Annotated in this window: 18 protein-coding genes and 1 riboswitch; of the genes, 9 read left to right on the forward strand and 9 right to left on the reverse strand. The window is 46.5% G+C overall.

What is annotated here, in order from left to right; genetic code table 11:
• Nucleotides 1-85: 85 nt before the first annotated feature.
• From metK to N288_RS25725, 3 genes are all read right to left on the reverse strand, one after another.
• Entirely contained in the window at nt 86-1,285 is a 1,200-nt protein-coding gene (metK, locus tag N288_RS18780) for a methionine adenosyltransferase (RefSeq protein ID WP_009795273.1), read from the reverse strand.
• Nucleotides 1,286-1,716: 431 nt separating this feature from the next.
• A riboswitch (SAM riboswitch) is annotated at nt 1,717-1,894 on the reverse strand.
• Between the two features lie 115 nt (nt 1,895-2,009).
• Nucleotides 2,010-2,375, reverse strand: coding sequence for a thiol-disulfide oxidoreductase DCC family protein (locus tag N288_RS18790; RefSeq protein WP_009795275.1), 366 nt, complete (start codon nt 2,373-2,375; stop codon nt 2,010-2,012).
• Nucleotides 2,376-2,489: 114 nt separating this feature from the next.
• Complete coding sequence (locus tag N288_RS25725; protein ID WP_009795276.1) at nt 2,490-2,612, reverse strand: hypothetical protein; 123 nt, start codon at nt 2,610-2,612, stop codon at nt 2,490-2,492.
• A 132-nt stretch (nt 2,613-2,744) separates the two neighbouring features.
• Here N288_RS25725 and qoxA point away from each other — a divergent pair, with 132 nt between their 5' ends.
• From qoxA to qoxD, 4 genes are read left to right on the forward strand one after another with little or no spacing between them, the layout of a single operon-like run.
• Nucleotides 2,745-3,692 carry a cytochrome aa3 quinol oxidase subunit II gene (gene qoxA / locus N288_RS18795; RefSeq protein WP_009795277.1) on the forward strand — a complete coding sequence of 316 codons (948 nt, stop codon included), beginning with the start codon at nt 2,745-2,747 and terminating at the stop codon, nt 3,690-3,692.
• Between the two features lie 41 nt (nt 3,693-3,733).
• Nucleotides 3,734-5,686, forward strand: coding sequence for a cytochrome aa3 quinol oxidase subunit I (gene qoxB, locus N288_RS18800; protein ID WP_009795278.1), 1,953 nt, complete (start codon nt 3,734-3,736; stop codon nt 5,684-5,686).
• Entirely contained in the window at nt 5,686-6,282 is a 597-nt protein-coding gene (gene qoxC / locus N288_RS18805; RefSeq protein ID WP_009795279.1) for a cytochrome aa3 quinol oxidase subunit III, read from the forward strand. The genes qoxB and qoxC overlap by 1 nt, the downstream gene beginning before the upstream one ends.
• 3 nt (nt 6,283-6,285) lie before the next feature.
• On the forward strand, nt 6,286-6,570 hold the full coding sequence (qoxD, locus tag N288_RS18810; protein WP_035403236.1) for a cytochrome aa3 quinol oxidase subunit IV: 285 nt from the start codon (nt 6,286-6,288) through the stop codon (nt 6,568-6,570).
• A 1,043-nt stretch (nt 6,571-7,613) separates the two neighbouring features.
• On the opposite strand, the gene N288_RS18820 is transcribed toward qoxD, so the two are convergent.
• The gene (locus tag N288_RS18820; RefSeq protein WP_009795282.1) at nt 7,614-7,856 is read right to left on the reverse strand and encodes a hypothetical protein; all 243 of its coding nucleotides are present in this window, start codon (nt 7,854-7,856) and stop codon (nt 7,614-7,616) included.
• A gap of 271 nt (nt 7,857-8,127) precedes the next feature.
• On the opposite strand from N288_RS18820, the gene pckA reads away from it, so the two are divergent.
• Complete coding sequence (gene pckA, locus N288_RS18825; protein WP_009795283.1) at nt 8,128-9,717, forward strand: phosphoenolpyruvate carboxykinase (ATP); 1,590 nt, start codon at nt 8,128-8,130, stop codon at nt 9,715-9,717.
• Nucleotides 9,718-9,801: 84 nt separating this feature from the next.
• On the opposite strand, the gene N288_RS18830 is transcribed toward pckA, so the two are convergent.
• Nucleotides 9,802-10,248 (reverse strand): DUF4385 domain-containing protein, encoded by a 447-nt coding sequence (locus tag N288_RS18830; RefSeq protein ID WP_022544307.1) that lies wholly within the window; start codon nt 10,246-10,248, stop codon nt 9,802-9,804.
• 72 nt (nt 10,249-10,320) lie between these two features.
• Nucleotides 10,321-11,199 (reverse strand): LysR family transcriptional regulator, encoded by an 879-nt coding sequence (locus tag N288_RS18835; protein WP_009795285.1) that lies wholly within the window; start codon nt 11,197-11,199, stop codon nt 10,321-10,323.
• A gap of 110 nt (nt 11,200-11,309) precedes the next feature.
• Between N288_RS18835 and N288_RS18840 the strand changes: the two genes are divergently transcribed.
• Entirely contained in the window at nt 11,310-12,389 is a 1,080-nt protein-coding gene (locus N288_RS18840) for a citrate synthase/methylcitrate synthase (RefSeq protein ID WP_022544308.1), read from the forward strand.
• Between the two features lie 60 nt (nt 12,390-12,449).
• Here N288_RS18840 and N288_RS18845 read toward each other — a convergent pair whose 3' ends face one another.
• Together N288_RS18845 and N288_RS18850 are read right to left on the reverse strand one after the other, a co-directional pair.
• Nucleotides 12,450-12,692: a DUF2584 domain-containing protein gene (locus tag N288_RS18845; protein ID WP_009795287.1), complete on the reverse strand. Its 243-nt coding sequence runs from the start codon at nt 12,690-12,692 to the stop codon at nt 12,450-12,452.
• 21 nt (nt 12,693-12,713) lie between these two features.
• Nucleotides 12,714-13,514: an alpha/beta hydrolase family protein gene (locus tag N288_RS18850; protein WP_009795288.1), complete on the reverse strand. Its 801-nt coding sequence runs from the start codon at nt 13,512-13,514 to the stop codon at nt 12,714-12,716.
• A gap of 144 nt (nt 13,515-13,658) precedes the next feature.
• Between N288_RS18850 and N288_RS18855 the strand changes: the two genes are divergently transcribed.
• The 3 genes from N288_RS18855 to N288_RS18865 are packed head-to-tail and all read left to right on the forward strand — an operon-like array spanning nt 13,659 to nt 16,250.
• Nucleotides 13,659-14,654 carry an ABC transporter substrate-binding protein gene (locus N288_RS18855; RefSeq protein WP_009795289.1) on the forward strand — a complete coding sequence of 332 codons (996 nt, stop codon included), beginning with the start codon at nt 13,659-13,661 and terminating at the stop codon, nt 14,652-14,654.
• A gap of 35 nt (nt 14,655-14,689) precedes the next feature.
• Nucleotides 14,690-15,460: an ABC transporter ATP-binding protein gene (locus N288_RS18860; protein WP_009795290.1), complete on the forward strand. Its 771-nt coding sequence runs from the start codon at nt 14,690-14,692 to the stop codon at nt 15,458-15,460.
• Complete coding sequence (locus N288_RS18865; RefSeq protein WP_009795291.1) at nt 15,447-16,250, forward strand: ABC transporter permease; 804 nt, start codon at nt 15,447-15,449, stop codon at nt 16,248-16,250. The genes N288_RS18860 and N288_RS18865 overlap by 14 nt, the downstream gene beginning before the upstream one ends.
• Nucleotides 16,251-16,611: 361 nt before the next feature.
• Here the strand turns inward: N288_RS18865 and ytkD are convergent, their stop codons facing one another.
• On the reverse strand, nt 16,612-17,079 hold the full coding sequence (ytkD, locus tag N288_RS18870) for an RNA deprotection pyrophosphohydrolase (RefSeq protein ID WP_009795293.1): 468 nt from the start codon (nt 17,077-17,079) through the stop codon (nt 16,612-16,614).
• Nucleotides 17,080-17,221: the final 142 nt, after the last annotated feature.

Consider the following 17,221-nt stretch of genomic DNA (forward strand, 5'->3'; position numbering starts at 1 on the left):
CCGTTAAACGCTCTATCCCTTTAGACGAAATATAAAAGCGGGAGCTGCATATTTCAGCACTCCCGCTTTTTTGTTCTTATAAGGATTATTTTCCAGCCTGCTGGCGCAGTGTATCTGCTTTGTCAGTGCGCTCCCAAGGAAGATCAACATCTGTACGGCCGAAATGTCCGTAAGCTGCAGTCTGCTTGTAGATAGGGCGGCGCAGGTTCAGCATATTGATGATGCCTGCCGGGCGAAGATCAAAGTTATCGCGGACAAGGTCGACAAGCGTATCTTCGCTCACAGTTCCTGTTCCGAATGTATCAACAGAAATGGAAACCGGCTGCGCTACCCCGATGGCGTAGGCAAGCTGCACTTCAACCTTATCAGCAAGGCCGGCAGCGACGATATTCTTCGCTACATAGCGGGCTGCATAAGCTGCTGAGCGGTCAACCTTTGTAGGATCCTTGCCGGAGAATGCGCCTCCGCCGTGGCGTGCATATCCGCCGTAAGTATCAACAATGATTTTGCGGCCAGTCAAACCTGCATCCCCTTGAGGTCCGCCGATAACAAAACGGCCAGTAGGGTTGATGAAGTATTTTGTATTTTCATCGATCAGTTCTTTTGGAACGACCGGATTGATGACATGTTCTTTCAGGTTGCGCTGGATTTGCTCCAGGCTGATTTCAGGATGGTGCTGTGTGGAGATGACAATGGTATCGATGCGTACCGGCTTGTCGTTCTCATCATACTCAACAGTCACCTGTGTCTTGCCATCCGGACGCAGATACGGAAGAATTTCTTCTTTGCGCACTTCTGTCAGGCGGCGTGATAATTTGTGCGCCAGGGAAATCGGAAGAGGCATAAGCTCTTTCGTTTCATTGCAGGCAAAGCCGAACATAAGGCCCTGGTCCCCTGCGCCGATCGCTTCGATTTCTTCATCTGACATTTGGCCTTCACGCGCTTCAAGCGCCTGGTCTACACCCATTGCAATGTCAGCTGACTGCTCATCAATGGAAGTCAAGACAGCACATGTTTCGGAATCAAAGCCGTATTTAGCACGGGTATAGCCGATATCCTTGATTGTTTCGCGGACAAGCTTAGGAATATCAACATATGTAGATGTTGTAATTTCACCTGCAACAAGGACTAACCCTGTTGTAACAGATGTTTCAGCAGCAACGCGGGCATTTGCGTCTTTTGCTAAGATAGCGTCTAAAATTGCATCAGAAATCTGGTCACAGATTTTATCCGGATGACCTTCAGTAACTGATTCAGAAGTAAACAAACGGCGTTTATTTGACATCTGATTTCCTCCTTATTTATAAGAATAGAGTGAGGTTCTTATCCGGCGCTACACCTTATTCTTCCCCTCGGATTGATACGGTACTCATTCCCTAAGTAGTATTGAATAAACATGGAGTTTTTATCCCGCTCTCGCGTATGCATTGCTTCACAATCTGCATAACCGGCTGGTTCCATCCCCCGGTACGTGCATTCTCAGGCAAGTGCTGAAAAGGCAGGTCACCGCCGATGCAGAAAACCGGTCAAAGGCATTATATATAAGCCAGGCACAATAGAAATTGTATGATTTTATCCTGTTAAATGCATAGCCCTTGTAAATCAGCTTTATGCAAAAACTTCCATAATATGCAATTAAAAGACATCCCTCAAAATGCAAAATAAAAAACCTTCCCAAAGTGAAAAGGTTGAAAGCAAAATGATTCGCGCCTTTCACTCTTATCGTTCAAGGAATCTTCCTTGCGTCAGGTTAGCACCTTTGCTAAAAACAGACCATTGCTGGCTGGTAATTTGAACCGTTATGCTCTTTTCAGCATATATCCGTTTTCAAAAGCATCATTAGCAGGTTGCTGGGTTTCATCGGGCCTGTCCCTCCACCAGCTCGGGATAAGAGAGTATCCGTTCAAGGTAAAATCATAACGTACAGATGTAGCGGCGTCAATCATTTTCTCCGCTATAGCAAGAAGAAATTCATCCTGCACCTGCAGAAAATCCGATATGGAAATTAATCACAGGGAACAGCTGCCGTCCTTGCATTTCTTCCTAAGCAGTTTGTGTCTGTTCCGTGCAATCCACCGGTATACCGGAACCCCGGCAGCAGATGCGAAAGGAAGGTGCATAAAGAGCCCGAGAACGAAGGTCAGGGGGAACAGCAGCAGCAGCCTTCTTACTGCATAGAAACCTTTCAGGACCTTTTTTTCAGGAGTTATAATATGAAGCTCTTTCCTCAGCTCCCTGCTGCTGAACTGAATTTCTCCATGCTCCTGTTCATATTTCTGGAGTGAAACCCAGTCTACCCTGTGGAGCAGGTCAAGCTTTTGGAAAGATTTTTTTGTCATCTGGCAAAGCTGGCAAGTATTGTCGTAAAGGGCCATCGTTTTCACATTACCATCTCCCGCCTGTAAAATCGTGCTTTTTATTAAATTTTACCATACCTTTCAATCAATATAGAAGCAGTGTAAACTTATATCTATATAATATATGTTTCATTATAAATAATGCCTCTTCTGCTTAGCTGCAGGAGTTTCCCCCGCCTTGGCAAGCCCCCTTAATTTCTGTTGTGCAAATAATATGCCGCAAAGTTCGGAAAGAATTTCTATCTTCTTGAACAATTTGTGACACCTTTCACATTCTATTGAATTACCCTTTAAAATTGCTTATGATGATAACAGATTGTGAACTATGTAACATATACACTATTATTATGTTATTAAACTTTCAGCCATTGAGAAAGGGGCTTATCCATGAAAAAGAAATATTCTTTGCTTTTAGGAATATTTACAATCATTACTATTCTATCAGGCTGTGAGCCGCTGATGGTGCTGGATCCCAAGGGGCCTCAGGCCGCCGTCCAGGCAAAAGACATCATCCTGTCAACGGCAATCATGTCTGTCATCGTCCTTGTGGTTTTTGCCATGCTTGCTTATATGCTCTATAAATACCGCTCTTCAAAGCAAAGCAAGGATTATGAACCGCCGCATATTAAAGGAAATCTTCTGGTCGAAGCGGTCTGTGTCGGTATCCCCGTCCTGATCGTCATCTTCCTATCGGTTGTATCCACACAAAGCAACTATAAAGTGGAATCAGCACCTACAGGATACGGCGACAAAGAGCCTTTAGTCGTATATGCATCATCTTCTAACTGGAAATGGCATTTCAGCTATCCAGAAGAAGATATCGAAACAGTCAACTATCTATATGTACCGACTGACCGCCCGCTTGAATTTAAGCTCTATTCATACGGACCGATCACAAGCTTCTGGATCCCTCAGCTTGGCGGACAAAAATATGCCATGGCTGATATGGTCAACACATTGCACCTGGGAGCAGATGAACCCGGTGAATATATGGGGCGCAATGCCAACTTTAACGGAAAAGGCTTTGCTGAAAATACATTCAATGTAACAGCCATGCCGCAGGAAGAGTTTGACCAATGGGTTGATGACGTGAAAGATACGGCTGAGCCTCTTACGGAAGAAAAATTCAATGAACTGCTTGAACCGGGGCATCTTGGACAGTCAACTTATACCGGAACACATCTTGATTTCATGCCCGCACCTGAAGGCGAGCATGGCGGCCATAACCATGGTTCCAGCTCTGACAGCCATGATGCTGACTCAGATCATGAACATATGGATATGGAAGAGGACGGATCTGGCGACAATGGCCACTCAGAACATGAAGGCCATTAATAAGAACAGACCCGCTACCCTAGAAAGGAGTTTAAAATCCTATGGAATTCTTTGAACGTTTTGCCATTCCGCATCCCAGCCCTGTAATCTATGCGTCAATGGTTGCTATAGGTTTAACGGTTATTGCCATCATTGCAGGCTTGACTTATTTTAAAAAATGGGGCTATCTGTGGAGAGAATGGCTGACAACAGTCGATCATAAACGGATTGGGATCATGTATCTGATTTCTGCCCTGCTCATGCTTTTCCGAGGCGGCGCAGATGCCATCATGATGCGTGCCCAGCTGGCTGTGCCGGACAATACCCTCCTTGACGCACAGCACTATAATGAAATTTTCACAACGCACGGAACAGTTATGATTCTGTTCATGGCAATGCCATTCATCATGGCTTTCATGAACTTTGTTGTGCCGCTTCAAATCGGGGCACGCGACGTTGCTTTCCCTAAACTTAATGCACTCAGCTTCTGGCTCTTCTTCATGGGTGCCATGCTGCTGAACATCTCATTCGTTATCGGCGGTTCGCCTGATGCCGGCTGGACTTCCTACTTCCCTCTTGCAGGGACTGAGTTCAGCGAATCAGTCGGAACCAACTATTATATGTTCTCACTGCAAATCGCTGGTTTGGGTACATTGATGACCGGTATCAATATGGTAACCACCATCCTCAGGATGCGTGCTCCTGGCATGACATTGATGAAAATGCCAATGTTCACATGGTCATCACTTGTTGCCAGCATCATTATCGTATTTGCTTTCCCTGTACTGACTGTTGCTCTTGCAATGGGATCTCTTGACAGATTATTTGCCACCAACTTCTTTACGACCAGCAATGGCGGTATGGATATGCTGTGGGCAAACTTCTTCTGGGTATGGGGACACCCTGAGGTATACATTCTGATACTTCCTGCTTTCGGTATATACAGCGAGATCATCTCAACGTTCGCACGCAGGAACCTTTATGGCTATAAATCAATGGTAGGATCCATGGTGATCATTTCACTCTTGTCCTTCCTTGTCTGGACCCACCACTTCTTTACAATGGGCCAGGGAGCTTTGACAAACAGTATTTTCTCTATTACAACCATGGCGATTGCCGTGCCGACCGGAGTTAAGATCTTCAACTGGCTCCTGACGCTCTGGAAAGGGAAAATTACGATTACGACGCCAATGCTTTATTCCCTTCTCTTCATCCCGATTTTCACAATCGGCGGGGTAACAGGTGTCATGCTCGGAATGTCGGCTGCAGATTACCAGTATCATAATACAATGTTCCTGGTTGCCCACTTCCATATGGTTATTATTCCGGGTGTAGTTTTCGCGATGCTTGCCGGTTTCCATTTCTACTGGCCGAAAATGTTCGGCTACATCCTGAACGAAAAGATCGGGAAGCTGACTGCATGGATTATCTCCATGAGTACACTCCTTGCTTTCATGCCGATGTTCTTCTCAGGATTGGACGGACAGGCGCGCCGCGCGTACACTTATTCTGAAGCTACTGGATACGGCATCTGGAATATGCTTTCCTTTATTGGAGCTGCAGGGCTTGCTGTCGGATTCGCCCTGATTGTATACAATGTGTATTACAGCACACGCTATGCTTCAAGAGATATCGGTTCAGATCCTTGGGATGCACGTTCCCTTGAGTGGGCGACAAACACACCGGTGCCGGTATATAACTTTGCCGTACTGCCTGAGGTGAAGACTTCTGAAGGCCTCTGGGATGCGAAGAAACACGGACACAACCTATTCCCTGGCAAATATGAAGAAATCCATATGCCGAATAACAGCGGCTTGCCATTTATCTTAAGCTGCATCTTCTTTGCATGGGGCTTCTCCTTCATCTTTGCTATGTGGATTCCAGTCATCATCACAACGATCGGAATCTTTGCCTGCATGGCAGTATGGTCGTTCCAAAAGGATTATGGCTACCATATCCCGGTTAAGGAAATCGAAAAAACTGAAAATGAAACTAATATGCGGGGTGCTAACTAATGAAAATAGATCACTCGCTGCCGCTTGAATTTAGTACTGAAGAAAATAAGACAAAGATATTGGGATTCTGGATTTTCCTTGGTGCGGAAATCATGCTTTTCGCAACACTCTTTGCCGGATATTTTACCTTGGTGGACAGGACCGGAAGCGGTCCGTCTGCCGGTGAAATCTTTGAGATCTCACCTGTTTTGATAGAGACATTTGTTCTTTTGACGAGCAGCTTTACGATCGGGCTGGCGATTCATGCCATGAGGCTCGGCAATAAAAAAGCGATGCTTGCATTCTTTGGGATTACCATCCTTCTTGGACTTGGATTCCTGAGTGTAGAAATATACGAGTTCATACACTATGTCCATATCGGTGCAGGACTTCAGACAAGCGCCTTTACAGCGATCCTGCTCACTACACTGGGGACTCACGGACTCCACGTTACGTTCGGGATTTTCTGGGGACTGGCAATCATGCTGCAGGTGAAAAAACGCGGATTGAATCCCCACACTGCCAATAAGTCATTCATCTTTTCACTGTATTGGCACTTCCTTGATGTTGTGTGGATCTTCATCTTCAGCTTCATTTACCTGAAAGGACTGATGTAAACAATGAGCGAATTATTTCCTCGCAAACAAGTGATGGGCTTTGTATTCTCACTAATCCTGACAGCAGTGGCCCTCATGGTTTACTTCTTTGACATGTCCTATGCAGTCGGGCTGACGATCCTTGTTATTACGGCATTCATACAGGCTGCACTGCAGCTGGTCGTATTCATGCACGCAGGAGAATCAGATGACAAAGGAACGATTTTCACCAATATTTATTATTCGATCTTTATAGCCCTGGTGACTGTGTTTGGTACATTGCTTACCATGATTTGGGGTTATATGTAAAACTAAAAGCGGAAGCGCCTTGCTTTAACCATAAAAAATAGGAGCGTCAAATGGCGCTCCTATTTTTTTTTGCCTTATAAATGAAGGCTGTTGATTTGCGTTCCAGGCACTTCGCTTTCCGCGGGGCGACGCTGAGCCTCCTCTTTGCTGTGCTCCTGTGGGGTCTCAGCATTGCCGCTGCAATCCCGCAGGACGTTGAATCCTCTTCCTCGATATTTCTTCGCACGAGAAAAATGCGCATGCATTTTATGAGGAGTCTACGTGCCTTGCACTCCAACCAACAGGTCTAATTAACTTTTTTGCAGGTTTGATTCCGGCATTTCATTAATCCATTACTGTACCTCAGAATAAAGATTGGCTCATTTCGTAAAGGGTCGTTGCTTATTCTTATAACCAAGAACAGTTTACATTTTGTGGTATTACTTTATGAGAGGCTTATTCGAATGATTGAGCAGTTTAGTGAAGGATTGGTTATAAAAATCTGGAAGTCTTCCCGTTACTTGAGTGGCCAGCAAGCCATAAAATAAGCGGAGATTTTCCGGTTAAGGGAAGCGAAGTTGCCCTTTTTCCTGTTTTTTGAGTTGATAGCCGGAATTTCTCCGTCTATTTGAGCTATTTTTAAAGCTTTTTAGAAATTAGGGGGAATTCATCCACTTATTTTACAACCTGTCACTGATTCCCACATTCAGGTCCGGGAAGGTCTGCTCTTTTGAACGCCCCCCGTATAAATGAGGACTGCTGATTTGCGTTCCAGGCACTTCGCTTTCCGCGGGGCGAAGTTGACCCTCATCGCGCTCCGCGCTGTGGGGTCTCAACATTTTCGCTGCAATCCCGCAGGGGTCTTCGTGCCTTCTCCAATCAACAGGCTTACTTAACTTTTTGTGCTTTCGGGTTCCGGCGATTTATTGCCATTACTATACCTAAGAGAGATAAGGAAATCAGAACATCAGATCTTAAGTGGCACCTAGAAATCAAAAAGGGGACTGAAAAGCTTTTTCAGTCCCCTTTTTCCTGCAAAATAAAAGGAGCGTCATCCGACGCTCCTATTTTTTGTGCTGTACTGTCAGTCTGCAGCCTTCTGTTTTTTCGAGCATTTCTTCTGTTGCTTTAAAGAAGATGCCCATGAGGAAAATGAAAACTGCTCCTATGACCATTCCGATTCCGATAGGAGTCAGTAAGCTGGAACCGTTTGCAAAAAATCCAGCCAGAAAAGTGAGAATTCCAGCTGCCAGGATGGCTCCGCCGATATTTTTGGTGAAGATTATAACCTTTTGATTGCTGTTCATGCTTATCGCTCCCCTTTTTTTCCTTATTATCCCTCTTCGTTCACCATATTGTCAATATATATTCACGAAATATCCCTTGACTTTGTTATTTTTTTACCCTTAACAACAAAAAATTATGCAGCTTTCCTCTCAGAATAGGTGAATTGTTACAATTTCTTGTTAACACAAGGAAAAAAGTTAAATAGTATAGATTAATAATTTAAATGTGTTATACTATTTTTGAGATGTAATCACTTTCAAAAACAAATTGGCAAAGGAAGGTATTCATCAGATGAATTCTGTAAGCATCCCAAACGAACTCAGCACCCTATTGCAAGGCCAGAATATTCAAATGCAATTGTCTGTACCCCAGCTTGTGGAAAAAGTACTGAATAAACAGGAAGGCGTCCTGACGGCAACTGGTGCAATCTGCGCCACAACCGGAAAATATACCGGCCGGTCGCCAAAGGATAAATATATTGTTGAAGAAGCATCCGTGAAGGATAAGATCGACTGGGGACCAGTGAACCAGCCTATTTCCGAAGAGATCTTTTCCAGTCTTTATACTAAAGTGATCGATCATTTAAAAGATAAAGAAGAAGTTTACGTGTTTAAAGGTTTTGCAGGAGCCGACACAAAGCACAGGCTTCCTATTCAAGTAATCAATGAATATGCATGGCACAATCTTTTTGCCCATCAGCTTTTCATACGTCCTTCTGAAGAAGAGCTGCTCGAACATGAAGCTGCCTTCACTGTCATTTCCGCCCCTGATTTTAAAGCAGATCCGGCTATTGACGGGACACAGTCCGAGACGTTCATCATTGTATCCTTCGAGCGCAGGACTATATTGATTGGCGGCACGGAATATGCCGGGGAAATCAAGAAGTCGATATTCTCTATCATGAATTATGTCCTTCCGGAAAACGGCATCCTGTCTATGCACTGTTCGGCAAACGTCGGCACAGAAGGCGATGTGGCCCTTTTCTTCGGGCTGTCCGGAACAGGGAAAACGACACTTTCCGCTGATCCAAACCGCCGCCTGATCGGAGATGATGAGCACGGCTGGTCATCAACAGGAGTTTTCAATGTCGAGGGTGGATGCTATGCAAAATGCATCGGCCTGACACGCGAGAAGGAGCCGCAGATTTTTGACGCCATCCGCTTCGGATCTGTCCTGGAAAATGTCATCGTCAATCAGGAGTCACGCCTTCCTGATTATGACGATAATACATTGACAGAAAATACCCGTGCGGCCTATCCGCTCCAGGCTGTCGACAATATCGTCGATCCTAGCGTCGCCGGCCATCCGAATACGATTATTTTCCTGACGGCGGATGCGTTTGGGGTACTGCCTCCAATCTCCAAGCTTTCTAAAGAGCAGGCCATGTACCATTTCTTAAGCGGCTATACGTCAAAGCTTGCCGGAACTGAGCGCGGCATCACTTCCCCGCAGGCCACATTCTCAACCTGCTTCGGGTCACCGTTCCTGCCTTTGCCGGCAATGAGGTATGCTCAAATGCTCGGCGAGAAAATCAGCGAGCATAATGCCAACGTCTTCCTTGTCAATACAGGCTGGACAGGCGGGGAGTACGGAACAGGCAGCCGCATGAAGCTTGCCTACACACGCGCAATGGTTCAATCTGCTTTGATCGGTGAACTGAATCATGCTGAGACAGCAAAAGATGAAATCTTTGGCCTTGAGATTCCGCTTCACGTGCCTGGTGTTCCTGATGATGTCCTTCAGCCAGTAAAAACATGGGCAGATCCGGAAGCATATGCCGAAAAAGCAAAAGAGCTTGCCGCCCAATTCAGGGCCAATTTCAAAAAATTCACAGACGTACCGGCTGAAATCGAGGAAAAAGGCGGTCCTTCAGAGGCCTGACTATTGATTAAAGCCGAGATTCTTTTAACAGTGAATAGGTAAAAGCAGCAAGCCGTGCCCGGAATCCTGGCACGGCTTGCTGTTCTATCCATATTTCTTTTGATGGGCTTTTTTTAGTTCCAGGTACTCCTGGTCCTCTCTGAACAGGTTCCATTTTTCCTTAAAAATACGTGCCGACTCCGCTTTTTCCTCATCAAGGGTCCTTTCCTTTACCTCCCCATCATCATCATACTTGCGTCCGCCTTTATAATTCGCATACCGCCTTGCACGCGTATAACCCATCTGAATGAATTTACGGCTCATGTCCATGCCGGGAAAATCTCCTTTTTTCTTATACTCCAAATAAAGCTGATAAATCTTTTCCGATGACTCCTTTGCAATCTCCGGCGTCCGGAAACGCCAATGGGGAAGAATTTCACTTTTATATGGTTCGACCAGCAGCACCCCCTGCTCCCCTCTCCCAACCCTGTATTTCTCCGGATTTTTGCGGAAATCGATCTGTTCAAAGTCCATTTTATAATCAAATGCCACTGTTATCATCTCCCTGCTTATCCATTCCTTTTCAGCCAGGCTTCAAAACAACATGCAGCAGTTTGCCCTCTTTTAGATTCTGTAATTGGATAGAAAGCTTAAAAATTCCCTCTGCTTTGAATGGCTGTACCGCATGATTGCATAGGCAGCTGCTTCCGGCAGCTGTATATTCCTGCACTCTACCTCCAATAGCCGTCCTTCCAGAAGCTCCCGCCTCACAGTCGACTCAGGCAGGAAAGATACACCAAGGCCTTCGGCTATAAAGCGCTTGGTTATATGCGTCTGCGACACCCGCATCATTTTCACGCGGGGATAACGAATCTTTACCGCCCTGCAAAGCTGGTCCCAATAGCCTGGGTGGTTATGTGTCAGAAGATAGGCAGACAAGAGAACCTCTTCTTCATCAAGGGGCGGGGCACTTTCCGAATCTCTCCCGTCATGTCCGGCGACAAGCATTACCCTGTCATTGTATAGAAGCTCTGATATCATTTGCGGGTCAGCGGCCGGAAGACATGAAAGGCCAATATCCACAACCCCCTTGCTGACAGCTCCTTCTATATCGGACGAATCAGCGATGACGACTGAAATCTCGACCTCTGGATGCTGTTTTATATAGCTTTTCAGTACATATGGAAGGATGGTATCAGCAACAAGCGGGGAAATGGCAATATTCAGCGATGAAGTGAACCCCTGTGAAATGGACTGCAGATCTTCGAGACTTTCCTGATGGACAGCCATCAGCTTCCGGCAGTGTTCCAGATATCTTCTGCCTTCTTCGGTCAGTTCCACCTTTCTGCCTCCCCGTTCAAAAAGAGCTGCCCCGGTCTCTTTTTCCAGCTGCCTTATATGAACTGTAACAGTAGGCTGCGAGATATAAAGCAGGTCTGCCGCTCTCCGGAAGCTGCCAGTCTCTGCCGCTGCAATAAATGTTGTCACCCAGCTTAAATCCATAGCTCCACCCTTCCTGATTAATTTTCTTAATCATTTCAATTAAAAATAATTAATTTTCTTAATAATTAATATTTTATACAATGAAAGCAGATAAGGAAAGGAGAATGAGAATGATTGCTAAAGGATTAAAAGGAATCCTTGCTGCTGAAACCTCCGTTGGCCATGTGGATGGATTGAAGGGACAGCTGATTTACCGGGGCTATGAAATCGGAGAACTGACCAGGAAGTGCTCTTTTGAAGAAGCAGCTTTCCTGCTTTGGCATGGCCGCCTGCCCGCCCGCGGGGAACTGGACGATTTGAAGACTGAACTCCACTCATTCAGGGCGATTCCTCCGCATGTGGCCAGCATTATAACAGCCATGCCCGTGTCTTTCAGCATGATGGACGTGTTAAGAACCGCTGTATCCTCACTTGGAGGAAGCCTGGAAAAGCCAGCAGTAAGGCAGGCTGTCCAGCTGACCGCTCTCATACCAGTGATGATCGCTTTCAGGAGCCGGCTGCTGGAAGGGAAGCAGCCGGTAGATCCTGAACCCTCTTTGGGCCATGCTGCCAATTATCTTTATATGCTGAAGGGACAAATCCCTGAAAAGGCCCATTCAGAGGCTTTGGAAACGTATCTGCTTCTTACAATGGAGCATGGGATGAATGCTTCGACCTTTTCAGCAAGAGTGACTGCATCCACAGAATCAGACCTTATTTCAGCCATTACTTCAGCAATCGGCACAATGAAAGGCCCGCTTCATGGAGGGGCTCCATCAGGAGTGATAGAGCTGCTGGATGAAATAATGGAGCGGGGAGATGCAGAAGCTGTCATCAGGGAGAAATTGGAGCGGGGGGAAAAGCTGATGGGGTTTGGCCATCGCATATACAAAACGCTGGATCCGCGGGCAGCAGCATTAAAGGATAAGCTTCAGCAGTTTGCCGGCCATGATACATGGCTTGATATGGCGCTGGTAACGGAACAAACAGCATTGAGGCTTCTGGGGGAATATAAGCCGGGCCGGTCATTATATACAAATGTCGAATATTACGCAGCAGCCATCATGAAAGCCCTGAAGATGGATTCCTCCCTCTTTACACCTACATTCACTGCTGCCCGGATAGCAGGCTGGACAGCACACGTAATTGAACAGGCCGACAACAATGCGATCTTTCGTCCAGAGTCGCTGTATATCGGTCCGCTTCACTAATCTTTCCTCTTCGGCCGTTTACAAAAAATGAACAGGCCTCCATCACAGGGGCCTGCCTTTTTAGTTAGTCGAATTCAGTGCTACCAGCTGATAGGTGATGCGTGTTTTTCCATCTCGCATTTCAAGCTTCCTGATCAGGGCAGTTCCGCTTAGATCAGCTTCTTTTGTTTTGCGGACTTCTACGGGGATGTCCAGCGGATAAATCCTGTAGCCTTCTTTTTCAAGAGTAAAATAATTGTCTTCAAGCCTGGTTTCCCTGCCCTTTGTCACAATCATTGTATTTAATTCCAAAGGCATTCCCATAGGATATCTCTCCTTCATTCTCTAATCTACTCTTATAGTACAGTATTCAGCCTGTTTTTTCATCCATGCAGTTAAATCGGAAACCACCCTGCGGTTGACAGCCGGCGGGAAGTAGTGGGTATATTCGTTGAAATACCAGCTCTCGACCGGCTTCCCCAATGCCTTCAGCCGCTTTTCAAGCCTGTAGGCGTGCTCGACAGAAACATTGTGGTCCTTAGCTCCATGAATGATCAGCACGGGAGGCCCCATATCCTCAAGATGATAGAGGGGGGTCCTGCTTTCGTACCGTTCAGGATATTTAACCGGTGTTCCCCCAATTACCCGCTTCATCATTCTCCGCAAATCCTTCCTCTCCACATACGTCAATGCCATATCGCTGACTCCGCCCCATGTAACGACAGATGCCGCTTCAGGATGATGGATGGCTGCAAGGAGCGCCATGACTCCTCCCCTGGAAAAGCCAAAAATATGGACTTTATCTACACGGGGATGATTCTGAAGAAGGCGGAAGCCTGAAAATGCATCTTCCCTGTCTTCACCTGCAAAATCTTCATTCCCTTCCCCTCCCTGGTTTCCCCGGTAAAATGGCGCAAATACAATAAAACCTTCTGAAGCAAATTGGACAATCCGCCCCGGCCTGACTTTCCCCACATTTTTGATTCCGCCCCGCAAATAAAGGAATCCATCATATATCTCCCCATCCTTCGGCTCTGCCAGCAGGCCTTTAATCTTTAATCCCCCGGCTGTATAAGTGATAAGGCTCAATTCAATGGCAGGGTTTGGGGAAGGATAGCGCTGCCTGTCTATAATCATTTCTTCCATCAATTCTCATCTCCTTAACCCTGCAGAATAATAGGCACAAAGCCTTCCTTTAAATTTCCGTTCCTGGGCATTCACACATTTTTTTCCCAAATCATACGATAGCTTAGATAAGAACACACACCTTTACACACGGGAGGCAATAGCATGAAAAGAGCTTTAAAAATAGGTTTTTCTTTGCTGGCTGTATTTGTACTGCTGGTGCCGCTGGCGGCTTGCGGCAAAGACGAAGTCCAGACTGTCAGGATTGCGGAAGTTACCCGTTCCATCTTCTATGCTCCCCAATATGTTGCCATTGAAAAGGGATTTTTCAAAGAAGAAGGCCTTGATGTCAAACTGACAACCACCCCTGGCGGAGATAAAACGATGACAGCCCTTCTTTCGGATGGAGCAGATGTGGCGCTTGTCGGATCGGAAACCTCCATCTATGTATACGGCCAGGGCACAAATGATCCTGTCATCAATTTTGCGCAGCTGACACAGACAGATGGAACCTTCCTCGTATCCCGGGAAAAGATCGACGACTTTACATGGGATCAGCTGAAGGGGAAAACCTTCCTTGGCCAGCGCAAAGGCGGAATGCCTCAGATGGTAGGGGAGTTTGTATTGAAGAAGCATGGAATTGATCCCCAGGAAGATTTAAACCTGATCCAAAATGTAGATTATGCCAATATCGCTCCAGCCTTCGCTTCAGGCACAGGTGAATTCGTTCAGCTTTTCGAACCGACTGCCAGCGTGTTTGAAAAAGAAGGCAAAGGGCATATTGTCGCCTCCTTTGGCACAGAATCCGGTCATGTACCTTATACCACCTTTATGGCAAAAGAAAGCTATATGAAAGAAAACAGTGAAACGGTTGAGAAATTTGCCCGTGCAATCTATAAGGCACAGCAGTGGGTTGATTCGCATGAGCCCCAGGAAACTGCTGAAGTAATCCAGAAATATTTCGAGGACACTGACCTTGACATCATCGAAATGGTAGTGGACCGCTACAGAAGCCAAGGCTCGTTTGCAGCTGATCCTATATTGGATGAAGAGGAATGGAAAAACCTCCAGGATATTATGGATGAGGCCGGCGAACTTCCAAAACGGATTGATCATGAAACATTAGTTAATACAGAAATTGCCGAAAAAGTGATGAAGTAGGCAAGGCTCTGAATTAAAGAAACGGAGGGTGAAAAATGGACTTTCTCGAGATTGAACAGATCAATCATACTTATTTTACCAAAAACACTGCAAACACGGCCCTCTCTGATATTACCTTAAGCATTAAGGAAGGGGAATTTGTCTCCTTCCTTGGCCCAAGCGGCTGCGGAAAGACTACGCTTCTGTCCATTATTGCAGGCCTTATAGAACCCTCAGAGGGCAAGGTCTCTCTTGAGGGGCGCCCAGTCAATGTTTCTGAACGGAAGATCGGTTATATGCTCCAGCAGGACTATCTGTTCCCCTGGAAAACAATCGAGGAGAACATCTTGATCGGCTTAAAGCTTGCAGGAGAAGACACCGGAAGCAAAAGGGATTATGCTTTCAGCCTGCTTGCTGAAATGGGATTATCCGGTGTTGAAAAACAGTTCCCCAAACAGCTGTCGGGAGGCATGCGCCAGCGGGTGGCCCTGGTGCGCACCCTTGCTGCTGAACCAAAGCTGCTGATGCTCGACGAGCCCTTCTCCGCCCTTGACTATCAGACTAAACTGAAGCTTGAAGACCTTGTCTCAGGCACGCTGAAAGCTTTCGGAAAAACGGCCATCCTTGTGACACATGATATCGGCGAGGCCATTGCCATGAGCGATAGGATATTCATGTTTTCCCCTCGCCCCGGAAGGCTCCATAAAACCTTCCACATCCCGGATGAACTGCGGAATCTCAGCCCTTTTCAGGCCAGAAGCCATTCTTTATATTCTACATTGTTCCAGACTGTATGGAAGGAGATGGAGTCCCTTGAGTCAGAATAACAGGATTGAAGCCCTGCATCTTGAATACAAGAAGGGGCTGAGAAGCGAGAAAAGGCGGGTCCGCTTTTTTCAGCTGGTCATATTCGCTTTCTTTTTTGCCGGCTGGGAGATATTCAGCAGGAACGAATGGATTAATCCGCTGATTTTCAGCTCGCCATCAAAGGTATGGGAGCTGTTCCTGTCCAAGCTGAGCGACGGCTCTCTCCTGGCCAACCTCGGAATCACCCTTTCGGAAACTGTGTTCGGCTTTGTCCTGGGAACCTTCCTTGGCACATTGCTGGCTGCCATTCTCTGGTGGTCTCCTATCATCCAGAAAATACTGGATCCGTATCTTGTCATACTGAATGCCATGCCCAAGGTTGCTCTCGGGCCAATCCTGATTGTTGCCCTCGGTCCGAGCTTTACATCCATCGTCGCCATGGGCGCCATCATATCAGTCATTATTACAACCATAGTCGTTTATACATCCTTTAAGGAAGTGGATCCCAACTATCTGAAGGTGCTCCAGACCTTTGGCGCCACCAGGGCCCAATGCTTTAAGGAAGCCATCCTTCCAGCTTCCTTCCCTGTCATCATCTCCACATTGAAGGTCAATGTCGGCCTGTCCTGGGTCGGAGTGATTGTCGGAGAATTCCTGGTTTCTTCAAAAGGACTTGGCTATATGATCATTTACGGGTTCCAGGTATTCAACTTTACGCTTGTCATGCTGTCGCTCCTCATCATCGCTGTCTTTGCCACTATTATGTACCAGCTTGTGGATCTGCTCGAGAAAAAGCTGATTAAAAGCTGAATGTTGCCAGCCTAGGCGTTTCAATTTTCCCCTGCCCTTTAATGGGGCTGTTGATTTGCGTTCCAGGCACTTCGCTTTCCGCGGGGCGGCGCTGAGCCTCCTCGTCGCTGCCGCTCCTGTGGGGTCTCAGCCTTGCCGCTATCTCCCACAGGAGTCTACGTGCCTTCCACTCCAATCAACAAAGTTTTTAAAAAAAATTGGGTCAAGGTTGCAGTCTGCTTATATTTATTGGTAAAACGTTTATGTTAAAAACTAAAAAAATGAAGCGGGAAAGCACCGCAGCAGATACCGACTTGCCGGCTTGGGAGTACCCTCCGACCGCCAATTTTGATGCACTTGCCAATCGGAAGGCTGTTGCCCTTCAAAGCTGTCCTTCCACCATTTCAATGCTCCTTTTTACCACGTCATCCTTCATGATAAAGCTGAAGCGGCTGTCCATCCTCTCCGCCAGCAAATCCCCTTTAAATAGAACCGGTCCATCCGTCTCCAGATAAGAATCCTTTTTCTCCAGCTCTGCTGCATGCCCCCAGTAAATGGCCTTTACAAAAGACAGGCCATCCAGCTTTACCTCATATTCGCCGATAAACAGCAGATCATCAAGCAGGGCTCCTGTCTCTTCCCGGACCTCTCTCCTCGCTGCCTCTTCAATCGTTTCTCCCGCTTCACATTTTCCGCCCGGGAACTCCCAGCCCCTCTCCTGGTGATCCGTCAGAAGCCAGCTATCTTCATACCGGCATATGACAAGGACATGCTTTGCTTTTTCAAGGAATGATCCCTTCTGGAAAGACAGTCTGACAGTCCCCCCATTGTAATCTTTGAAAACTTCCATTCAAGTCCACTCCTGTTTTCCTTTTTCTCTATTATAGAAGAAGCTTTCAGCAGGAAACCACTTTCGCAGCGCATACAGGTAAATTTTTCATATAAAAACAGATTAAGCTCTTCCTAAATAGGGAAAGGACCTGTGAATCCAT

Origin of the sequence: Bacillus infantis NRRL B-14911, from assembly GCF_000473245.1 — a bacterium.
Taxonomy (GTDB): Bacteria; Bacillota; Bacilli; order Bacillales; family Cytobacillaceae; genus Bacillus_AB; species Bacillus_AB infantis.

Bases quoted from the DNA above. Each gene is read 5' to 3' on its own strand.
- metK (WP_009795273.1), bottom strand. From the start codon at position 1,285: ATGTCAAATAAACGCCGTTTGTTTACTTCTGAATCAGTTACTGAAGGT.
- N288_RS18790 (WP_009795275.1), bottom strand. From the start codon at position 2,375: ATGGCCCTTTACGACAATACTTGCCAGCTTTGCCAGATGACAAAAAAA.
- qoxA (WP_009795277.1), top strand. From the start codon at position 2,745: ATGAAAAAGAAATATTCTTTGCTTTTAGGAATATTTACAATCATTACT.
- qoxB (WP_009795278.1), top strand. From the start codon at position 3,734: ATGGAATTCTTTGAACGTTTTGCCATTCCGCATCCCAGCCCTGTAATC.
- qoxC (WP_009795279.1), top strand. From the start codon at position 5,686: ATGAAAATAGATCACTCGCTGCCGCTTGAATTTAGTACTGAAGAAAAT.
- qoxD (WP_035403236.1), top strand. From the start codon at position 6,286: ATGAGCGAATTATTTCCTCGCAAACAAGTGATGGGCTTTGTATTCTCA.
- N288_RS18820 (WP_009795282.1), bottom strand. From the start codon at position 7,856: ATGAACAGCAATCAAAAGGTTATAATCTTCACCAAAAATATCGGCGGA.
- pckA (WP_009795283.1), top strand. From the start codon at position 8,128: ATGAATTCTGTAAGCATCCCAAACGAACTCAGCACCCTATTGCAAGGC.
- N288_RS18835 (WP_009795285.1), bottom strand. From the start codon at position 11,199: ATGGATTTAAGCTGGGTGACAACATTTATTGCAGCGGCAGAGACTGGC.
- N288_RS18840 (WP_022544308.1), top strand. From the start codon at position 11,310: ATGATTGCTAAAGGATTAAAAGGAATCCTTGCTGCTGAAACCTCCGTT.
- N288_RS18845 (WP_009795287.1), bottom strand. From the start codon at position 12,692: ATGGGAATGCCTTTGGAATTAAATACAATGATTGTGACAAAGGGCAGG.
- N288_RS18850 (WP_009795288.1), bottom strand. From the start codon at position 13,514: ATGGAAGAAATGATTATAGACAGGCAGCGCTATCCTTCCCCAAACCCT.
- N288_RS18855 (WP_009795289.1), top strand. From the start codon at position 13,659: ATGAAAAGAGCTTTAAAAATAGGTTTTTCTTTGCTGGCTGTATTTGTA.
- N288_RS18860 (WP_009795290.1), top strand. From the start codon at position 14,690: ATGGACTTTCTCGAGATTGAACAGATCAATCATACTTATTTTACCAAA.
- ytkD (WP_009795293.1), bottom strand. From the start codon at position 17,079: ATGGAAGTTTTCAAAGATTACAATGGGGGGACTGTCAGACTGTCTTTC.